Origin of the sequence: Candidatus Chryseobacterium colombiense (genome assembly GCA_029203185.1) — a bacterium.
Classification (GTDB): Bacteria; Bacteroidota; Bacteroidia; order Flavobacteriales; family Weeksellaceae; genus Chryseobacterium; species Chryseobacterium colombiense.
Map to the genome: position 1 here is coordinate 3,413,959 of CP119310.1, position 19,560 is coordinate 3,433,518.

Here is a 19,560-nt window from a genome sequence, read left to right on the forward strand (position 1 = left end):
AATGCTTCAAAAAATTAGGTTAAATTTGCACTAATGTAATAGGTTATTATGATAAAAAAGTTGATGGTAAGCTTAGGAATTTTGACTGCAATATGTTCTTATTCCCAGCAAAAAACATTCTGTAATCCTATCAATATAGATTACGGATATACTCCTTTTGAAGTCTTTTCAAAACAAGGGAAACACCGTGCTACTGCCGACCCGGTAATTGTTAATTTTAAAAATAAGCTGTTTCTTTTTTCAACGAATCAGGAAGGATATTGGTGCAGTGATGATATGCTCGACTGGAAGTTTGTGAAAAGAAAATTTCTCAGAGATAATAAGTATATCCATGATTTGAATGCGCCTGCAGTTTGGGCGATGAAAGATACTTTATATGTGTTCGGCTCAACATGGGAACAGGATTTTCCGATCTGGAAAAGTACAAATCCTACACAGGATGACTGGAAAATAGCAGTAGATACCTTGAAAGTCGGAGCTTGGGATCCTGCTTTTCATTATGATGAAGATAAACTGTATTTATATTGGGGATCGAGTAATGAATGGCCATTATTAGGAACCGAAGTTAAAACTAAAACCTTGCAGTCAGAAGGTTTTGTGAAACCGATTTTAAGATTAAAGCCGGAAGACCACGGTTGGGAAAGATTCGGAGAGTATAATGATAATGTTTTTCTGCAGCCTTTTGTGGAAGGAGCTTGGATGACGAAACATAATGGTAAATATTATATGCAATATGGTGCTCCTGCAACGGAGTTTAGTGGATATTCGGATGGAGTTTATGTAAGCAACAAACCTTTGGAAGGTTTTGAATATCAGCAGCACAATCCGTTTTCCTACAAACCGGGAGGTTTCGCAAGAGGAGCGGGACATGGTGCAACGTTTGAGGATAACTACAAAAATTGGTGGCACGTTTCAACGATTTTTATTTCTACAAAAAATAATTTTGAAAGACGCTTGGGAATCTGGCCTGCAGGATTTGATAAAGATGATGTCATGTACTGTAACACAGCCTACGGAGATTATCCTACATATTTACCACAATATGCACAGGGAAAAGACTTTTCAAAAGGGCTGTTTGCGGGTTGGATGCTATTAAATTACAATAAGCCGGTTCAGGTTTCATCCACTTTGGGAGGATATCACTCCAATTATGCAGTAGATGAAGATATTAAAACATACTGGAGTGCAAAAACAGGAAATACCGGAGAATGGTTTGAAACGGATTTAGGAGAAGTTTCCACGATTAATGCCATTCAGATCAATTATGCAGATCAGGATGTTGAATTTATGGGAAAAACGTTGGGAAAAATGCATCAATATAAAATCTATGGTTCTAACGACGGTAAAAAATGGAGCGTAATTGTTGATAAAAGCAAAAATACAAAGGATGTTCCTCACGATTATGTAGAACTGGAAAAGCCTGCCAAAGCAAGATTCCTGAAAATGGAAAATCTTAAGATGCCAACTGGAAAATTTGCATTAAGCGGTTTCAGGGTTTTTGGAAAAGGGGCGGGAACTGTTCCTCCAAAAGTTCAGAATTTTGTTCCTTTGAGAGCTGATCCTAAAAAATATGGTGAAAGAAGAAGCATCTGGATGAAATGGCAGCAAAATTCCGATGCAGACGGATATGTAATTTATTGGGGTAAATCTCCTGATAAATTATACGGAAGTATTATGGTTTACGGTAAAAATGAATATTTCTTTACAGGGGCAGATAGAACAGATGCTTATTATTTCCAGATCGAAGCTTTCAATGCTAATGGAGTTTCGGAAAGAACGGAAGTTTTTAAATCAGAATAAATTAATAAATATAAACGCTTTGATCATTTCAAGGCGTTTTTTATAATCTTCTATCATGGAAAAACCCGCCAATTTCTCGACGGGTCTTTGTACAAAATAATATATGAAGAAATGATTGTTTTATCTTGTTCTGTTTTTGATAGCATCTGAAGCACTTTCGATATCTCTCACTTTTTTCACTTTCTGGTTTCCGAAGTTGTAAGTGATGCTCACATTTACGCTTCTTCTGTACATATCGTTTTTGATATAGTTGTAATTTCCGTTGGGCTGATAATCTTCGATTTCTACAACATTGGTTCTAAGAACGTCATTTACATTCACAGCAAACGTCCAATCGTTCCAGTTTTTCTTGATGCTCAGATCCAAACTCATTAAATTTTTCAAAACTCCAAGCTCGATCTGTTGTTTATCCACATAGAAGAAATTTACTCCTAAAAACCAGGTTTTCTTTTTATCAAGACGAAGAGTATTGTTACTTGTTACTACAAAACTTGTTGATTTTCTGTTGTTGATATAGGTGTCAAAAACCTCGCCTGTCGTAGGATCTGTGTCCAATGTTCCGTTGTTGATGTTGTGCTGCACTCCCGCATTAAAGTTTAATGTCAAATATTGTTTAAAAATCGTTTTTTGAACGCCTAACATGGCAGACATTTCCTGTTTGTCCCCGAAATTGGTTCTGATGTAGGCCAATCTCACTCTTTCCATATTGTTTTTATCCATGTAAGTTTTCTGTAAAGGAACTTGAGTGATTTGATCTTTTTCGTAGGTATGATTTAAAATCAGGAAATAAGAGTTTTTATACATATACGTCAATTCCTGATTATAGGTTGAAGCTGCTTTTACGAAAGGATTATTCTGGGTATAGTTATCCTGAGTGATGATATTTTTCACGGGATTCAATTCCCAGAAACTCGGTCTTCTCATTCGGCTTGAAAATGAATAAGATATATTATTCTTGTCATTGATGGCATAATTAAGACTCAGATAAGGCAATAGATTGTTGTAATTTCTTTTAATGCTTTGATGTTGTTGTGCTGCCTCTTCATTTGTTGGGCTATCCGCTGTTCCTAGGCTGTTTGTGATTTCATATCTTGCACCAATTTTCCCTGAAAATTTATCGGAGAATTTTTTCTCCAACGTTAAATAAGCGCCATAAATTTTCTCATCATATATGAAGTGATTGAAATCTGGTTTAGGATTAGGGATTACGTTTTCCGGAGTTCCATCATCGTTGAATAAGTATGTGAAATTTTTAGTATCATTATCGGTTTTAGTTGTATTAAAATTTCCACCAATAGAAACTGTGAAATCATTTTTAAATTTTTGGATGTAATCCACTGTTCCTGAGAAATTATTAATAATCTGAGGAATATCCTGGGTGATTGTTTTAATTGGAGTTAAGCCTTCATTTAAAGTATTATTTTTAGAAAACTGAAATCTTTTATAATTAAGATATGCCGCGTTTACATTGAATTTGCTTCCTAAAGAATCCAGTTTTATTTCATAATTTAAATTAACTGAATTGTTGTAATTTCTGGCATCCTCTTTATTTTTTGTCCAGGTATGGCTTGTCAGAAGCTGTCCCGGATGATCAGGATCTGGCTGCACCAAAGTATTATATAAATCAATTGTGGAATTATAGCTTTTATTTGCCCAGGAGTTCCATGAAAGAGCCAAATTACTTTTTTCAGTTAATTGATAATCAATATTTAAATATCCGCCAATATTTTTGTTTGGATCATCAATATTTCCCACGGATTCATTTTTAACATTTCCAATTCCGTTTCTTAAAATATAAGATTGTGGATTGATGTTTTCGCCGCCGCTTAAATTAGCATTGATTCCCAGTTTATTTTTTCTGTAATTCACAGAGAAACTTGCATTGCTCGCGTTAAATTTGTTCTGAGTGTTTGACATTCTCATGTTTCCGCTGGTTCCATCGCTCATTTTTTTCTTCAGAACAATGTTGATGATTCCGTCTGAAGATTCTACCTGATATTCACTTCCCGGAACGGTAATTACTTCAATTTTCTGGATATTTTCTGCAGGGGTATTCTTTAAAAACTGTGTCAAAGACTCTGCGTCCATATTGGTTTTTCTTCCATTGATATAGATAAGAGCATTATTCTTTCCTGCAATTTTTAATGTTTTATCATCGGTTGTAGATAAAAGAGGGGTCTGTTTCAAAAGATCAAAAGTCGTATTTCCTTTTGCAACCGGTGATGATGCTACATCATACACAAAACGGTCGCTCTGTTTTTTGAATACTTGTTTTTTTAAAGTAACGGCTTCTATATTTTGAGTTTTTGTAGTATCCTGCTTTTTTTGTTGGGCGAAAGTTAATCCGCTGAAAAATAGAGCTGCGACGAGAATTGGCGTTTTCATAATTTTATTTTTAGAGTGTTTTAGTTAATAGCTTGTATTTATTATTATTTAACATTGCAAAGATATGTAATAAATTAAGTATTATGCAATACAAAGTACTTAATATCTTTTGGATTAAATTTTAACTATTTGATTTTCAGATGTTAAAATTTTAAATTAAATTTTAAATTTACTTGCTTTGCTATTTATTTAGACAATTCAGAGCTAAATTTTGTTACACCATGATTTAAAATTGGCAGAGATTTAAGAAATATTTAATGGAAAATCATAAAAGATAATTCGAAACTCGATTTTATGATTAATTTAGTGGAAACTTAAAATTAATAGCGTATGAGAAAATTTTACATGCTTTTTTTATTATTATCATTAGTATTCTCTTGTAAAGACGAGTCTTTCGTGGAAACGGGTAACGAAAATTCAAATTCCCAATCAAACTATAATTTTGGAAGTACGACGCAAAAAGACTTTCAAGGTATCATTTTAGATACAAATGGAGCTCCTATTTATGGAGCAACAGTGCAAATTGGGACAACTTCGGTTGCGACTAATTACAAAGGTTTTTTTACCTTAAAAAATGCTTCTGTTCAAGAGAATTTTGCCCATATTAAAGTAACGAAAGCAGGTTTCATAAATGCTTCACGAGTTTTAGTTCCTTCTAATGGGATGAATCGTGTAAACATTATGATGATTCCGGAAACGCTTACTTCTACGGTTTCTTCTGGAGTAACATCAACAGTTTCTCTTGCAGACGGTACAAAAGTAAAGTTTGATGGTAGCTTTAAAGACGCCAGCGGTAATGCTTATTCAGGAAGTGTAAGTGTTTCCCTTTATCATTTAGCGCCTTCTAATACCTATTTAAATGAATTAATGCCGGGTTCGTTTTTGGCAACGACTTCAAACGGAAGTGCAAGAATAATGGAAACTTTTGGAATGTTGCACGTACAATTAATGGGAAGTGCAGGTCAAAATCTTCAAATTGCGACTGGACACACCGCTGAAATTACCGTTCCGGTAGATGCGTCACAGTCATCAACATCTCCTAGTACAATTCCTTTATGGTCTTACAACGAAAACACTGGAATGTGGAATGAAGAAGGTACTGCCACGAAAGCCGGAAATACTTATGTAGGGACGGTAAGTCATTTCTCATGGTGGAATTGCGATATACAGCTTCCTCAAGCAACATTAAAAGTTACAGTAAAAAACAACACAGGGCAACCTTTGGTTAATGCTAAAGTTACTCTTAAAAGAAATTCGCAAACTTATGAGGTTGCAGGTATTACAGACAATAATGGAGTAGTAACAGGTATTATCCCAGCCGGTGAAAGTTTAGTTTTAAAAGTATATGATAACTGCAATTCGATTGTTTATACCTCTACTGTTGCACCAGTTACGGCGGGTAATCTTTATGTGTTACCAGATATTGTGGTAACACCTTCGGGAACAAATTATATTATCCAAGGAAATCTTAAAACATGTGCAAATGCAGATGTAACAGATGGATTTGTAACACTAAAAGCTGTGAATGGGACATATTTTCAGTATGTTTCAGTGCCTGTGAGTAGTACCGGTACGTTCAGCGCCAATATTTATTCATGTAATTCAGGGCAACAGTTTGTTTTAGAGGCTTTTGATACAGCAAACATGCGATCTACGGGAGAAATAAATGTTACACCAACAGCAGCAACAACTAATTTAGGAAATATAACAGTTTGTACTGGGATAAGTGAATTTATTATGTATAAGGTTGATAGTCAATTAACTAAAAATCTGCTACCTCCAATAGGTGCAGAATATTCTTCAGGTACAAATGCTATGGTGGTTACCTGTTATCCTCCAAATTCAGCATTAGGAGGCTTTCAAATGGTAGTTCCAAATATATCGGGTGTGGGAACTTATAATACGTTCAATTATCTAGATGTGATAGGAAGTGGCTCGTCACCAAATGGAATCCCATCTTTTGGAAGTACTTTAACATTACAAATAAGTAATCTTGGAGCAATAGGGCAATATATTGATTTTACAATCAATGGAACCTATACCAATTCTACGGGAAATCATACACTTTCTGTAACAGGACACGTTATCAGAGATAATTAAAAGTTATCAGAACATTTAATAAAAAAAGGACTGAAAAAGTCCTTTTTTTATTTATTCTCTATCGAAACGAGCTAATTTTTTATCAATCCAAATGGTGGCAAAAGGAAAAAAAGCAGAGATTAATGAAAACACAAAATCCTCATCATCCCAGGTAAATATTTTCCTCATAGAAGGTAAAAAGATAAGATATATTGTGAAAAATAACCCATGAATACTTCCAATAGTACTGATATAAACTATAGGAATAATACCGTGTGGATCAACACGGATCCAGATCATAGCGGTAAAAAGGAAAAACCATGATAAGGCTTCAGCTAAACAAATACGTTTGAACCATTTAATAACTTGCTCTTGACTATATTTTGCGAAAATTTTTTCGAGAAACTCCATTACAATTTGCTAACTTCTATTTATAAAAACTACTGCCATCCAGATACTCAAAAACTTCAGGTGGAAGCATGGGTCTCACATTTTTGTTTTCTTTGATCATCCTGCGTATTTCTGTCGCAGACAGCTCTATAATAGGAGCTTTTATCAGAGATATATTTTCATGCTTTTGGTATTCTGTGGATTTAGCTTCACCTTCAAAAACTCTAGGATATACGATAATATGATAGTTTTTAATCAAATAATCTGAATTTTTCCATTTGTGAAGACTTTTTAGGTTGTCTTCCCCCATCATTAAGCTGAAAGAATAGTTTGGATATTTCTCATTAAGATAAGCCAAAGTGTCAATTGTATAGCTTGGCTTAGGAAGAGAAAACTCAACATTCGAAGCTTTAATATTAGGATAGTTTTTAAGAGCCAGTTCCACCATATCAAGACGGTTATGATCATTCAATAATGTCTTCTTATCTTTAAACGGATTTTGGGGACTTACTACAAACCATACCTCATTCATATCAGAATTCTCTAAAATATAATTGGCAAGAATCAAATGACCGATATGGATAGGATTGAAAGATCCGAAGAAAAGCCCGACTTTTTTCATAGTAAATACGATGAATGATTAATGATCTCTGAACTTTACGTCTTTAATATTGAGATAATGAGTGACATTTCCTTTCCAGTGATTTTCTTCTAACGTGAATGCAATATCAAAGCTTTTATTCTTAAACTCTTCGGCAAATTGTCCCAGTTTAAAACCTACACACTCGATATTTCTGTTGGTAGACTCCTGTCTGATGTAAAATTTAAGGTGATTATTATCTTTTCCCATTGTTTTCAAATAACCTGAAAGTCTCTGGTTACTCAAGGAAAATATAGGCTTCATATTATGAGGACCGAAAGGAGCAAGCTTTCTGTGAAAATTAATGAATTCACGGTTGATATCTTCAATCTGAATCTCCGTATCAATATTGATAGAAGGTTCTTTTTGATGCTCTTTAATTTTCTCGGAAACTACTTTTTCGAATTTTTCTTTGAAAGCTTCAAATTTTTCTTTTTCCATTGAAAGTCCGGCTGCTGCATGGTGTCCTCCAAATTTTAAAAAATATTCAGAGCACATATCCAAAGCTTCATGTACATCAAAATCTGAAACAGATCTTGCGGAAGCTACCATTTCTCCATTATTACCGTCAGTAAAAACTAGAGTAGGTTTATAATATGTTTCTATCAGTCGGGAAGCAACAATTCCGATTACTCCCTTATTCCATTCAGGATGGTATACAATAGTACTGTGTTTACTCTGTTGCTGAGATTCTATAATCTGATTAAGGGCGGAAAGGGTAGAGTTCATATCAAGTTCTCTTCTTTCATCATTAAGATTCATGATATCGCTTACAATCTGATGCGCGTGTTTCAAATTGTCAGAAACCATAAGTTCCACGGCAGCTTTACCGTGAGAGATTCTTCCTGCAGCATTTATTTTAGGAGCAATTTCAAAAACAATATTTGAAATTTCAAAGTGAGATAATTTATCTTCAGGAATTAACAACCTTAAACCTAAATTTCTAGTTTTACGCAAAACTTTAAGTCCCATTTTTGCTAGAACCCTATTTTCCCCGGTCATAGAAACAATATCGGCTGCAATAGAAATGGCAAGCAAATCAGTGAGTTCAAATAGTTCGGCTTCAGGAATTTTATAAATCGTATTCAATCCCTGGCAAAGTTTGAAACCCACTCCACAACCTGAAAGTTCTTTAAACGGGTATCTGCAATCACTTCTTTTAGGATCAAGAACAGCTACTGCGTTGGGAATTTCGTCTCCCGGTAAATGGTGGTCACAAATGATAAAATCAATACCCTGGTTTTGAGCATAGCTTATCATATCAAGAGCTTTGATTCCACAATCGAGAGCAATGATTAATGAAAAACCATTTTCTTTTGCAAAATCAATTCCTTCTGTTGAAATTCCATACCCTTCAGAATTTCTGTCAGGAATATAATAATCCAGATATTTTTTCTCAACAATTTTGCTGAGATATAGATACATCAGTGCTACAGCCGTAGTTCCGTCTACGTCATAATCACCATATACCAGTATTTTTTCACCGTTCTCAATAGCAGTAGCAATACGCTCAACAGCTTTTTGCATATCGGCCATTAAAAACGGACTATGTATATCGTTAAGATTCGGTTTGAAGAATTCTCTGGCCTTTTGATAATTGTCAATACCTCTCAAAACAAGAAGTTTAGATTCAAAAGTTCCAAAACCAAGTGACGAACTTAATCTGTCTACAATATCTTCATCCGGTTCAGGCTTGTAAATCCATTTTTGACTCATTTCACAAAAATAAGGAATTATATTTAAAACTAAAGTGTAATGTTGGAAGTTAGATGTTAAAAAAAACCGCTCAGCAAGTGAACGGTTTTAAATATTTTAAGAATACATTTTCTCTCTTAATTCCTTGACCTTTTTGTCAGCAAGGTATTCGTCGTAAGTCATTTCTCTGTCGATGATACCGTTTGGAGTTAATTCGATAATCCTGTTACAGACTGTTGAAAGCATTTCGTGGTCATGAGAAGCCAATAAAATGTTTCCTTTGAAGTTAGACAATGAGTTGTTCAAAGTTGTGATACTTTCCAAGTCCAAGTGGTTGGTAGGTTCATCCAATAAAAGAACATTTGCTTTCTGAAGCATCATTCTGCTGAACATACATCTCATTTTTTCCCCTCCCGAAAGTACTTTACAAGATTTCAAAGCTTCATCACCAGAGAAAAGCATTCTTCCTAGGAATCCTCTTACAAATTCTTCGTGACGCTCTTCATCATTTTTAGTGAATTGTCTTAACCAGTCAACCAGGCTAAGATCTTCCTGGAAGAAGTTGGTGTTATCTAAAGGCATGTGAGATTGGTTGGTTGTAACTCCCCAAGCAACACTTCCTTTGTCTGCTTCAACGTTTCCAGCTAAAATTTCAAAAAATTCTGTGATTGCCAATGAATTTTTAGATAAAACAGCAACTTTATCTCCTTTTTTAAGGTTTAAATCGATGTTTGAGAACAATAATTCTCCGTCTTTAGTTTTTTCTAAACCTTTAACATCCAAAATCTGATCTCCTGCTTCTCTTTCCATTTCGAAAATAATTGCAGGATATCTTCTTGAAGACGGTTTAATATCATCGATGTTCAATTTATCGATCATTTTCTTTCTTGCAGTGGCCTGTTTAGCCTTTGCAACGTTTGAACTAAATCTCGCAATGAAGTCCTGAAGTTCTTTCTTCTTTTCTTCCGCTTTTTTGTTAGCCTGGGCTCTTTGTCTTGTAGCTAACTGAGAAGCTTGATACCAGAAAGTATAGTTACCTGTGTAAAGATTAAGTTTAGCATAATCCAAGTCACCGATGTGCGTACAAACTGTGTCCAGGAAGTGACGGTCGTGAGATACAACGATTACTGTGTTTTCATAGTCTGCCAAGAAATCTTCCAACCAAGAGATTGTATCAATATCAAGGTCGTTCGTAGGTTCATCCAAGATGAGTACATCCGGATTTCCGAAAAGCGCCTGGGCCAATAGAACTTTTACTTTGTCCTTGTTTTCAAGCTCGCTCATCATTTGCCAGTGCATGTCGTCTTTAATTCCTACGTTTGAAAGCATGGTCTGTGCATCAGATTCTGCAGTCCAACCTCCCATTTCGTCATAGATCACACCTAATTCGCCTGCTTTAATTCCGTCCTCGTCAGAGAAGTCCTCTTTCGCATAAAGCGCGTCCATCTCTTCTTTTATCTCGAATAATTTCTTGTTACCTCTCAAAACCGCTTCAAGTACAGTAAATTGATCGTAAGCAAAGTGATCCTGCTCAAGAACTGACATTCTTTTTCCAGGTTCCAAAGATACGTGTCCTGTTGTTGGGTCTTGTTTTCCTGTTAATATTTTAAGGAATGTAGACTTTCCTGCACCATTTGCTCCGATAATCCCGTAGCAGTTTCCTTTCGTAAACATAATGTTTACCTCGTCAAAAAGAACTCTTTTCCCGAATTGTAAAGATAAGTTAGATACTGTTAACATATAGTTTTGTAAATTTGGCGCAAAAATACGAAAAGAATTTGGGTATTTCGTAATAATGTAATAGTCAAGTTTTTAAATATAGAGTATTTTTTATATATTTCATTAATTAAATTTAATAAATACTAACCCCAGAGTGGATGGCTTAATGATTGATTAAGTATAGTTATATTAAATTTTAAACACTTCTTTATAAGAATTTTAAAAATGAAGATTGAAAAAACAGTAAATATAGTAAATAGAAGAGCTAGATTCGAGTATGAGATTCTTGAAGAATATGAAGCGGGAATGGTTTTAACGGGCACAGAAATAAAATCTTTGCGCTCGTCTAAAGCTTCCATTACAGAATCGTTCTGTCAGTTTATAGACAGGGAATTATATATTATTAATATGATGATTGATGAGTATAAATTGGGAACTTTTTATAATCACAAAACAAAAAGGGAACGGAAATTGCTCTTGCACAAAAAAGAATTGCAAAAACTTGAAAAGAAATTAAAGGATGCAGGAAATACAATAATTCCTTTAAAGTTATATATCAACGACAAGGGAAAAGCAAAGGTCTTAATTGCCTTAGGTAAAGGGAAAAAGTTGTTTGATAAAAGGGAAAGCATAAAAGATAGAGAAAATAAACGAAACCTGGATAGAATATTAAAGAAAAGTTAAAAATCATCTAAAAAACTTTGTATATAAAGAAAAATTATATTTATTTTGCATTATCAATTATTTAATCATTTAATTCTATGAAAAATCTAAAATTAGGAATTTCAGCATTGGCGCTTACTGTTGCTTCTACTGTGTTCGCTCAGACGACCAACAATCCTTGGTTGATCGGAGTTGGTGCTCACGCGGAGAACCATTTGGCACAAAGAGGTAACTTCAGTAATACGTTCTCTGCTAATAATTTGACGAAGACAATGTTCAATGTGAACAACTTCTCGATTACTCCACCATTGTCTAAGCTTACTGTAGCTAGAAACATTGGTAAAGGTTTAGTTATCGACTGGCAGACTTCTGTAGGGAATGTTGCGAATAAGAGATTTAACATGGGTAAAGAATTCATGTTAATGACTGGTCTTGGTTTCCAGGCTAAAGCAGCAGGTCTTTTATGGAATGAAGAATCTTGGTTCGATCCATATTTGAGAGTAGGTGCTAACTATTTAAGACATGACTATACATCTCTTACTTTCCCAAGAACAGATGCTAATGGAGTAGTTACATCAACTGATGGTAACGAAAATGGTAAAGCAAATCACTTTACAGTTTCAACTGGTGCAGGTGTTAACTTTTGGGTAACTAAAAACTTCGGTTTAGGTGTTCAAGGAGACTATGTGTCAACTCCTGGAGATAAGGCAAACTATGCTAACTTCTGGCAAGCTTCAGCATCTTTGAACTTTAGATTTGGTAACAGAGATAGAGATAAAGATGGTATCTTAGATAAAGATGATCTTTGCCCAGATACACCAGGTTTACCAGAATTCCAAGGATGTCCTGATACAGATGGTGATGGTATTCCAGATAAAGACGATCAATGTCCAGAAGTTGCTGGTCCAGTAGAAAACAACGGTTGTCCTTGGCCAGATACAGATGGTGACGGTATTATCGACAAAGATGATGCTTGTCCTACAGTAGCAGGTCCTGCTGAAAACAACGGTTGTCCTTGGCCAGATACAGATGGTGACGGTATCCTTGATAAAGATGATGCTTGTCCTACAGTTCCTGGATTACCAGAATACAACGGTTGTCCTAAACCAGCTGAACCGCCAGTAGTAAAAATCAACGAGACATTGAAAGATATCTTATTTGATTTCAACAAAGCTACAATCAGACCGGAATCAAGTGGTAAATTGGATACAGCTGCTAGAATCATCAAAGAAGCTGATGCAGCTAACTTCCTAGTAGTAGGTATGACAGATGCTAAAGGTTCTGCTGCTTACAACTTGAACTTATCTAGACAAAGAGCTGCTTCTGTAGTTGCTGCTTTAGAGGCTAGAGGTATCAATCCTAATACTCTTAAGTCTATCGGTATCGGTTCTCAAGAGGCTACAGTTCCTGCAACTGCTTCAGATGCAGAAAGACAAGCTGACAGAAAAGTTATCGTAAGAGCAATCTCAGGTGCAGATTGGGAAACTTATAAGAAAAACGATATCGTTATAGCTACTAAGCCAGTTGTGAAAAAAGCTACTAAAAAAGCTCCAGCTAAAAAGGCTCCAGCTAAAAAGAAAAAATAATTAATTTTTCTAAATAATAAATACCTCCAATTTTTTGGGGGTATTTTTTTTTCGTTGACTTTTAATTAATTTTGTGAAAAATTTAAAATAAAAATGGGAAGAGCGTTTGAATATAGAAAAGCTTCTAAAATGGCCAGATGGGATAAGATGGCTAAAACATTTTCTAAAATAGGTAAAGATATTGCCTTGGCTGTTAAAGCTGGTGGAGCAGATCCTGAATCTAATCCCGCATTAAGAAGATGTATCCAGAATGCGAAAGGAGCTAATATGCCAAAAGATAATGTCGAAAGAGCAATTAAGAAGGCAAGTGGTGCGGATGCAGAAAACTATGAAGAAATTACGTATGAAGGATACGGACAAGGTGGTGTTGCTTTTTTCGTAGAATGTACTACAAACAATACAACAAGAACCGTAGCTAATGTAAGAGCTATTTTTAACAAGTTTGACGGGAACTTGGGTAAAAATGGTGAACTGGCATTTATTTTCGATAGAAAAGGAATTTTTACCATCGATCTGTCTCAGATCAAAATGGATTGGGACGATTTTGAAATGGAAATGATTGATGGTGGTGCAGAAGACGTTGAGAAAGATGAGGAAGAAGTAATGATTACTACTGCGTTTGAAGATTTTGGTTCATTGTCTCACAAATTGGATGAATTGGGAATAGAAGCAAAAAGCGCAGAATTACAAAGAATTCCAAACAATACAAAAGAAGTAAACGAAGAGCAGTTTAAAGCCAATATGAAAATGCTTGAGCGTTTCGAAGATGATGATGATGTACAAAACGTATATCACAACATGGAAATTACAGAAGAGTTAATGAACTCACTATAGAAAAATAACATAGCATTCATATACAGTTAATTTTCAATTAGTTTCTTTGCATAAAATCATCTATGAAGAGAAACATTGAGTTGGTTGTCATTTCGGATGTTCATTTGGGGACTTATGGATGTAAGGCTAAAGAATTACTAAAATATTTGAATTCCATTCAGCCTAAAACTTTAGTTTTGAATGGAGATATCATTGATATTTGGCAGTTCAAAAAGTCTTACTTTCCTAAACCTCATTTAAAGGTCATTAAGAAAATCCTTTCTTTGGCCACAAAAAATACTGAAGTATTCTATATTACCGGAAATCACGACGAAATGTTCCGGAAGTTTACAGATTTTGAACTAGGAAAACTAAAAGTCTGTAATAAAATCTGCTTAAATATTAACAACAAGAAAACCTGGATTTTTCATGGAGATGTCTTTGATGCTTCGGTGCAGCATTCCAAATGGATTGCAAAACTGGGCGGAAAAGGCTATGATTTGCTGATTGTAATCAATAATATCGTAAATTGGTTTTTAGAGAAAATGGGTAAGGAAAAATATTCGTTTTCAAAAAAAATTAAAAATAATGTAAAAAAGGCGGTCAAATATATTGGCGATTTTGAATTAACGGCTTCTGAACTGGCTATCGACAATCATTATGATTATGTGGTTTGTGGTCACATCCATCAACCTCAGATTCGTGAAGTAGTGACTAAAAAAGGATCCTGTACTTATCTTAATTCCGGAGACTGGATAGAAAATCTTTCTGCTTTGGAGTATAACGATAATGAATGGAAGATCTTTTACTACGAAGAACACAAGCATTTGCTTGCAGATGACGAAACAGAAGAAATTCAGGATATTCCTAATGAAGAGCTTTTGAAACTGGTAACCAATTTTTCTAAATGAAAATATTATACGCATTTCAGGGAACAGGAAACGGACATGTCGCAAGAGCACAGGAGATTGTTCCTATCTTAAAAAAATACGCGCAGGTCGATACTTTGATCAGTGGACATCAGTCGCAGTTAAAGGCTGATTTTGACGTTAATTTTCAACATAAGGGTATTTCCCTTCTTTACAATAAAACTGGCGGTTTATCATATAAGAAAACATTTTTTGATAATGATTTTCTTAAGGCAATAAAAACAATCAGAGAAATTGAACTTTCACAATATGATTTGATCATCAATGATTATGAACCTTTAACAGGATGGGCTTGTAAACTGAGAAAGCTTCCTATGATTGAACTCAGTCATCAGGCTTCAATGCTTTTTAAAGAAACCCCTAAACCTGAAAAAAAAGATTTTCTTGGAGAAATGGTGCTGAAATATTATGTTCCAAGCGAAAGAAGAATAGGTTTTCATTTCGAAAACTATCATCCTCAAATTAAAAAACCGGTTATCAGAAGAAAAATAAGAAATCTCACTCCGGATAAGAAAGGATTTTATTTAGTTTATCTGCCCAGTTTTTCAGACGAAAATATCATTAAGGTTTTAAAACAGATCCCCGTAGAGTGGAAGGTTTTTTCTAAATATACTCAATTGCACTTCAAAGAAAATAATGTTGAGGTTTTTCCGATTGATGAAATTCAGTATTTACAATCTTTTGAAAACTGTGACGGAATTCTTTGCAATGCGGGTTTTGAAAGTCCGGCTGAAGCACTTTTTATGGATAAGAAATTATTCGTTATCCCGATTCATAATCAATATGAACAGGAGTGTAATGCTTGTGCACTGGATAAAATGGGAATTCCCAATTCAAAAGTTTTACAGCTTGAAGAAATAGAAAAATGGGTGGATGACGATCAACACCTGAAAGTAGATTATCCGGACAATATTGAAGAGATTTTGGTGAATGAAGTTTTAGTTCTTTAAAAAAATATCTTCCACATCATTCATTCTCATCATTACAGATCTTGCATAAGAGCAGTGAGGATATACTTTCCAATTGTTTTCTCTTGCAAATTTAATGGCTTCTTCTACCAGGAACTTTCCCATTCCGCGACCTTCAAACTCAGGATGAACCAGAACAAAAGAAATGATAAAGCGGTTTTCTTCCGGGAAAATAGTGTAGGTCAACCTTCCGATCTCTTTGATTTCGTTATTTAAAGTAATGACTCCTCCGTTTCCGGATTTATTGTTTTCGAATCTCATAATCTAAGTTTTAATGATAAGTAAAGGTACAAAAACCACATCGATGATGTTTTGATGTAGATCAAGAAAGAACATAAATAGTTAATAGTAAATGGTCAATTCGTTTCGCTTGTCAATTTTAAAAATTCACAATTACTAACTATCTTTTCCGGTATAATAATTATAATCTTTAATGATAATTCCGATAAATTGTCTTTCGGTCATTTTCGGATCCGTTTCAAGTTTGAGAATACTTTTGATTTTTTCAGAAAGCTTATTAATAATATGTCTGTCATCTATTCTTAATGCTTTTTGATAATTGTCTTTAATGATTCTTATATCATTGTCACTTAAAGCAATGACCTGCGGAAAAGACGGGATATAATCTTCCTGGATATTTTCCAGAATGGTGTGGGAAATATTGATGCTGTTTTTAAGGGAAATAACGGCCGTTCCTGATGCAATATCTCCCAAACGCTGATTGTTTTTGGAAATAACCATGGAAATGATGCCAATTATTCCGACAAATAAAGTATCTACAATTCTGAATACCCAACGGATAAGATAATCTCCAAAACTTGCCTGATATCCATCAATTTTTACCACTCTTATTTTTAAAGCTCTTTTGCCGGGAGTCTGTCCTTCCATAAGGCTTTCCAATACCAACGGATAAATATAAACCGGAAAAGTAATGGCGATATAGATGGCCATTTGAGACCACTGATCGAGCCCATTTAGCAAGTAGCCTAAATCCAGGACGTTGAAAAATAAATAAAAGATAACGATCACATAAGCAATTTTTATCAGAAGGTCGATGATAAAAGCAAGCATCCTTTCGCCCACGCTCGCAACATTAAAATTAATATTGACATTTTGTGAGGTGTTAATCGCAATTTGAGACATATTTTTTATTATTTTAGCCTTACAATTATGAGAGAAGTTTATTTCATTAAACAAAATAAAGAAAAATGGTTGGGAATTGAGCAGGTTATTCAGGGGAAAATAAAAAAAAATCCTGACGACCTATCTTCGCTGTATATTAATCTCATCAATGATCTTTCTTTTGCACAGACTTATTACCCTAAAAGTAATACTACGGTTTATTTAAATCACCTCTCTTCTCAGATTTACCAGAAAATTTACAAAACAAAAAGAGTAGAAGAAAACCGTATCAAGTATTTCTTTACAACTGAAGTTCCTCTTTTGGTATTTCAATACAGAAGATATCTTTTGTATGCTTTTCTGTTTTTTATTCTTTTTACTGCAATGGGAGTGGTTTCGGCTATTTATGATAAAGACTTTGCCAATATCATTTTGGGAGAAGATTACGTCAATATGACCATTGAAAATATAAAGAAAGGAAATGCGGTGGGAGTTTACCAGAGTGGTTCAACCTGGGGAAGTACTATCGGTATTATTTTCAATAATATCGGAGTGGGAGCAAAACTTTATTTGTATGGGATTTTTGGTGGAGTAGGAACTTTATTTGCCTTATTGTCGAACAGTATTATGTTAGGGTCTTTTCAGTATTTCTTTTCAGAATACGGAGCTTTGCAGGACAGCGCAAGAGGAATCTGGCTTCATGGGGTCTTTGAAATTTTCTCAATGGTGGTTGAAGCCATGTGTGGTCTGATTTTAGGGGCTTCTATTTTATTTCCTAAAACACTTTCCAGATTTAATTCCTGTAAAATAGGATTTAGAGACTCGTTTAAAATATTTTTGAGCACAGTTCCTTTTACGATATGTGCCGGAATTATTGAAGGGTATGTAACGAGACATGCTTTGAATATGCCTTTGATTTTGAATATCATTATTATTTTCGGATCATTGGCAATCATAGGAGGGTACTATTTCGTTTACCCATATATTGTAAATAAAAAAATTAATAAACACATACATGATGCAGTTTTATAAAAAAAGAGACTTTGGAACATTTATTAGTGACAGTTTTTCTTTCTTTAAGCTTTATGGTAAAAATTATTTCAAAAATTACATTTTACTGAACGGTCTGCTTCTTATTTTGATGGTGGTCGTTTTTATTTTTGGCTTTAAAGAACTTTTCGGACAGATTTTAGGATCAAATATCAGTGGGCAGAGTTATTACTTCGAAAATTATTTTCAGGATAATTTCGGGATGTTTTTTGCGACCGGTATTATTACGTTTATATTGTTTATGATTCTGATGATTATCAACTATCTGTATCCTGTCTTTTATCTGAAAAGATTGGCAGCCGGTGAAAGTAAAATCAGAACCGATGATATTTTGGGTGATTTTAAAAGAAATTTCAAAAAAATAATCATCTTATGTTTGGGAATGACCTTTATAGCGGGCCCCTTGTCATTGATCGTTATGGGAATTTCTTATGTATTGGTTTTTCTTATTATAGGTATTTTTATCATGCTTTTTGTGGGGCCTACGTTATTTAATGTGATTACATTTTTGATGTACGATTATTTCAGCTCAACAAGAGGTTTTTTTGAAAGTCTAAGCTATTCGATAAGAGCGCAGTTTTCGTATCCTAACGCGAGAGAAGGCTCTCCTTACTGGAAATATTGGGGAAGCACAATTATTATCTCGCTTATTTTGTACATCATTTCAATGATCTTTACCGCGATTCCAATGGTTATATTTTTTGCAACGTTATCTACTACAACTCCAGATGGTAGTTTTGAGCAAAATCCTTTAAGTGGCGGATTCGGAGTGGTGTTTTTTATACTTTACGGAATTTCGTTACTGGTTTCGTTTTTTACTTCAAATATGCTTTATGTGAATGCAGGATTGATGTACTATGACAGCAGAACCGATCTTCATCAGAAAGTAGAATTGGCAGAAATTGATACGATCGGAATTAATGAATAAACGCATTCTTTTTTTTCTTTTTATTATTACGACAGGCTTTTCTTTTGCACAGGAAAGCAAACCGCCGACTGCAGTTGAGACCGTGGTGGATTCTTTAAGTGAGGAACATTATAAAGGAATGAACCGAGCAGATTCTGTGCTGTTGAAAAAGCCGGTCACGGAAAATATAGTGTATCCGAAAAAAATTAAAGAAAATATCCAGTCGAGATATAAGGGAAATGAATTTGACTACTCCGTATCAAAACCCAGAGAATCTTTTTTGGAAAAGCTTCAGAAGAAAATCATCAGATTGATAGAAAGTATTTTTGGGAAAACGAGCTTAAGCAGTTCAGCAAAATTCACAGATGTATTAATCCGTTTGTTTGCTATTGTTTTGGTAGGCTTTCTATTGTATTTCATTATTAAATATTTACTGGGGAAAGACGGTAGTTTTATTTTCGGCAGAAAGAACAAAAAGCTTGATATTGCAGAGAAAGAACTTCATGAGAACATTCATGAGATCAATTTTCCGGAGAGTATTGCGCAGTTTGAAAACAGTGGAGAATACCGTTCTGCTGTTCGATATCAGTTTCTATATATTCTGAAAAAACTGAGCGACAGAAAAATCATCGTGTGGAATCCCGAAAAAACCAATAAAGATTATGTGGCAGAATTAAAAGAAGAGCGTTTGAAAAATGATTTTTCAAAACTGTCTTATATCTTCGATTATGTGTGGTATGGCGAATTCGGAATTGATAAAGAAGATTATGCCAGATTCAAGCAACAATATCAATCTTTCAAACTGTAGTTAATT

Annotated in this window: 17 protein-coding genes; 10 read left to right on the top strand and 7 right to left on the bottom strand. The window is 34.5% G+C overall.

Going from position 1 to position 19,560, the window contains the following annotated elements:
* Positions 1-48: 48 nt before the first annotated feature.
* Positions 49-1,800: a discoidin domain-containing protein gene (locus P0Y62_15490; protein ID WEK69240.1), complete on the top strand. Its 1,752-nt coding sequence runs from the start codon at positions 49-51 to the stop codon at positions 1,798-1,800.
* 120 nt (positions 1,801-1,920) lie between these two features.
* Here P0Y62_15490 and P0Y62_15495 read toward each other — a convergent pair whose 3' ends face one another.
* Positions 1,921-4,185: a TonB-dependent receptor gene (locus P0Y62_15495; protein WEK69241.1), complete on the bottom strand. Its 2,265-nt coding sequence runs from the start codon at positions 4,183-4,185 to the stop codon at positions 1,921-1,923.
* A gap of 330 nt (positions 4,186-4,515) precedes the next feature.
* On the opposite strand from P0Y62_15495, the gene P0Y62_15500 reads away from it, so the two are divergent.
* On the top strand, positions 4,516-6,285 hold the full coding sequence (locus P0Y62_15500; protein ID WEK69242.1) for a hypothetical protein: 1,770 nt from the start codon (positions 4,516-4,518) through the stop codon (positions 6,283-6,285).
* Positions 6,286-6,336: 51 nt separating this feature from the next.
* Here P0Y62_15500 and P0Y62_15505 read toward each other — a convergent pair whose 3' ends face one another.
* The 4 genes from P0Y62_15505 to P0Y62_15520 form a co-directional block, all read right to left on the bottom strand.
* Entirely contained in the window at positions 6,337-6,675 is a 339-nt protein-coding gene (locus P0Y62_15505; GenBank protein ID WEK69243.1) for a DUF3817 domain-containing protein, read from the bottom strand.
* A gap of 16 nt (positions 6,676-6,691) precedes the next feature.
* Positions 6,692-7,276 (bottom strand): nicotinate (nicotinamide) nucleotide adenylyltransferase, encoded by a 585-nt coding sequence (gene nadD / locus P0Y62_15510; protein WEK69244.1) that lies wholly within the window; start codon positions 7,274-7,276, stop codon positions 6,692-6,694.
* An 18-nt stretch (positions 7,277-7,294) separates the two neighbouring features.
* Positions 7,295-9,010 (bottom strand): single-stranded-DNA-specific exonuclease RecJ, encoded by a 1,716-nt coding sequence (gene recJ, locus P0Y62_15515; protein ID WEK69245.1) that lies wholly within the window; start codon positions 9,008-9,010, stop codon positions 7,295-7,297.
* Between the two features lie 96 nt (positions 9,011-9,106).
* Positions 9,107-10,729: an ATP-binding cassette domain-containing protein gene (locus tag P0Y62_15520; GenBank protein WEK69246.1), complete on the bottom strand. Its 1,623-nt coding sequence runs from the start codon at positions 10,727-10,729 to the stop codon at positions 9,107-9,109.
* Positions 10,730-10,933: 204 nt separating this feature from the next.
* On the opposite strand from P0Y62_15520, the gene smpB reads away from it, so the two are divergent.
* The 5 genes from smpB (at position 10,934) to P0Y62_15545 (ending at position 15,649) form a co-directional block, all read left to right on the top strand.
* Positions 10,934-11,392 carry an SsrA-binding protein SmpB gene (gene smpB / locus P0Y62_15525; GenBank protein WEK69247.1) on the top strand — a complete coding sequence of 153 codons (459 nt, stop codon included), beginning with the start codon at positions 10,934-10,936 and terminating at the stop codon, positions 11,390-11,392.
* A gap of 77 nt (positions 11,393-11,469) precedes the next feature.
* Positions 11,470-12,957, top strand: coding sequence for an OmpA family protein (locus P0Y62_15530; protein WEK69248.1), 1,488 nt, complete (start codon positions 11,470-11,472; stop codon positions 12,955-12,957).
* A 93-nt stretch (positions 12,958-13,050) separates the two neighbouring features.
* A complete protein-coding gene (locus P0Y62_15535; GenBank protein WEK69249.1) occupies positions 13,051-13,791 on the top strand; it encodes a YebC/PmpR family DNA-binding transcriptional regulator in 741 nt (246 codons plus the stop codon).
* 62 nt (positions 13,792-13,853) lie between these two features.
* A complete protein-coding gene (locus tag P0Y62_15540) occupies positions 13,854-14,681 on the top strand; it encodes a UDP-2,3-diacylglucosamine diphosphatase (protein WEK69250.1) in 828 nt (275 codons plus the stop codon).
* Positions 14,678-15,649 carry a glycosyltransferase family protein gene (locus P0Y62_15545; GenBank protein ID WEK69251.1) on the top strand — a complete coding sequence of 324 codons (972 nt, stop codon included), beginning with the start codon at positions 14,678-14,680 and terminating at the stop codon, positions 15,647-15,649. The genes P0Y62_15540 and P0Y62_15545 overlap by 4 nt, the downstream gene beginning before the upstream one ends.
* On the opposite strand, the gene P0Y62_15550 is transcribed toward P0Y62_15545, so the two are convergent.
* Positions 15,638-15,928, bottom strand: a complete 291-nt coding sequence (locus P0Y62_15550; GenBank protein WEK69252.1) for a GNAT family N-acetyltransferase — start codon at positions 15,926-15,928, stop codon at positions 15,638-15,640. The two genes, P0Y62_15545 and P0Y62_15550, sit on opposite strands and share 12 nt — an antisense overlap.
* 135 nt (positions 15,929-16,063) lie before the next feature.
* A complete protein-coding gene (locus P0Y62_15555) occupies positions 16,064-16,810 on the bottom strand; it encodes an RDD family protein (protein WEK69253.1) in 747 nt (248 codons plus the stop codon).
* A gap of 27 nt (positions 16,811-16,837) precedes the next feature.
* Between P0Y62_15555 and P0Y62_15560 the strand changes: the two genes are divergently transcribed.
* From P0Y62_15560 to P0Y62_15570, 3 genes are read left to right on the top strand one after another with little or no spacing between them, the layout of a single operon-like run.
* Positions 16,838-17,821 carry a stage II sporulation protein M gene (locus P0Y62_15560; GenBank protein ID WEK69254.1) on the top strand — a complete coding sequence of 328 codons (984 nt, stop codon included), beginning with the start codon at positions 16,838-16,840 and terminating at the stop codon, positions 17,819-17,821.
* Complete coding sequence (locus P0Y62_15565) at positions 17,808-18,767, top strand: DUF4013 domain-containing protein (protein WEK69255.1); 960 nt, start codon at positions 17,808-17,810, stop codon at positions 18,765-18,767. Before P0Y62_15560 ends, P0Y62_15565 begins: the two co-directional genes overlap by 14 nt.
* Positions 18,760-19,554 carry a DUF4129 domain-containing protein gene (locus P0Y62_15570; GenBank protein WEK69256.1) on the top strand — a complete coding sequence of 265 codons (795 nt, stop codon included), beginning with the start codon at positions 18,760-18,762 and terminating at the stop codon, positions 19,552-19,554. The genes P0Y62_15565 and P0Y62_15570 overlap by 8 nt, the downstream gene beginning before the upstream one ends.
* The last annotated feature ends 6 nt before the right edge of the window (positions 19,555-19,560 follow it).

What these genes read in the sequence shown, in the direction of transcription:
- smpB (WEK69247.1), top strand. Translation starts at nt 10,934, where the DNA reads ATGAAGATTGAAAAAACAGTAAATATAGTAAATAGAAGAGCTAGATTC.
- P0Y62_15535 (WEK69249.1), top strand. Translation starts at nt 13,051, where the DNA reads ATGGGAAGAGCGTTTGAATATAGAAAAGCTTCTAAAATGGCCAGATGG.
- P0Y62_15500 (WEK69242.1), top strand. Translation starts at nt 4,516, where the DNA reads ATGAGAAAATTTTACATGCTTTTTTTATTATTATCATTAGTATTCTCT.
- P0Y62_15550 (WEK69252.1), bottom strand. Translation starts at nt 15,928, where the DNA reads ATGAGATTCGAAAACAATAAATCCGGAAACGGAGGAGTCATTACTTTA.
- P0Y62_15545 (WEK69251.1), top strand. Translation starts at nt 14,678, where the DNA reads ATGAAAATATTATACGCATTTCAGGGAACAGGAAACGGACATGTCGCA.
- P0Y62_15540 (WEK69250.1), top strand. Translation starts at nt 13,854, where the DNA reads ATGAAGAGAAACATTGAGTTGGTTGTCATTTCGGATGTTCATTTGGGG.
- nadD (WEK69244.1), bottom strand. Translation starts at nt 7,276, where the DNA reads ATGAAAAAAGTCGGGCTTTTCTTCGGATCTTTCAATCCTATCCATATC.
- P0Y62_15490 (WEK69240.1), top strand. Translation starts at nt 49, where the DNA reads ATGATAAAAAAGTTGATGGTAAGCTTAGGAATTTTGACTGCAATATGT.
- P0Y62_15495 (WEK69241.1), bottom strand. Translation starts at nt 4,185, where the DNA reads ATGAAAACGCCAATTCTCGTCGCAGCTCTATTTTTCAGCGGATTAACT.
- P0Y62_15530 (WEK69248.1), top strand. Translation starts at nt 11,470, where the DNA reads ATGAAAAATCTAAAATTAGGAATTTCAGCATTGGCGCTTACTGTTGCT.
- P0Y62_15505 (WEK69243.1), bottom strand. Translation starts at nt 6,675, where the DNA reads ATGGAGTTTCTCGAAAAAATTTTCGCAAAATATAGTCAAGAGCAAGTT.
- P0Y62_15555 (WEK69253.1), bottom strand. Translation starts at nt 16,810, where the DNA reads ATGTCTCAAATTGCGATTAACACCTCACAAAATGTCAATATTAATTTT.
- P0Y62_15565 (WEK69255.1), top strand. Translation starts at nt 17,808, where the DNA reads ATGCAGTTTTATAAAAAAAGAGACTTTGGAACATTTATTAGTGACAGT.
- P0Y62_15520 (WEK69246.1), bottom strand. Translation starts at nt 10,729, where the DNA reads ATGTTAACAGTATCTAACTTATCTTTACAATTCGGGAAAAGAGTTCTT.
- P0Y62_15560 (WEK69254.1), top strand. Translation starts at nt 16,838, where the DNA reads ATGAGAGAAGTTTATTTCATTAAACAAAATAAAGAAAAATGGTTGGGA.
- recJ (WEK69245.1), bottom strand. Translation starts at nt 9,010, where the DNA reads ATGAGTCAAAAATGGATTTACAAGCCTGAACCGGATGAAGATATTGTA.
- P0Y62_15570 (WEK69256.1), top strand. Translation starts at nt 18,760, where the DNA reads ATGAATAAACGCATTCTTTTTTTTCTTTTTATTATTACGACAGGCTTT.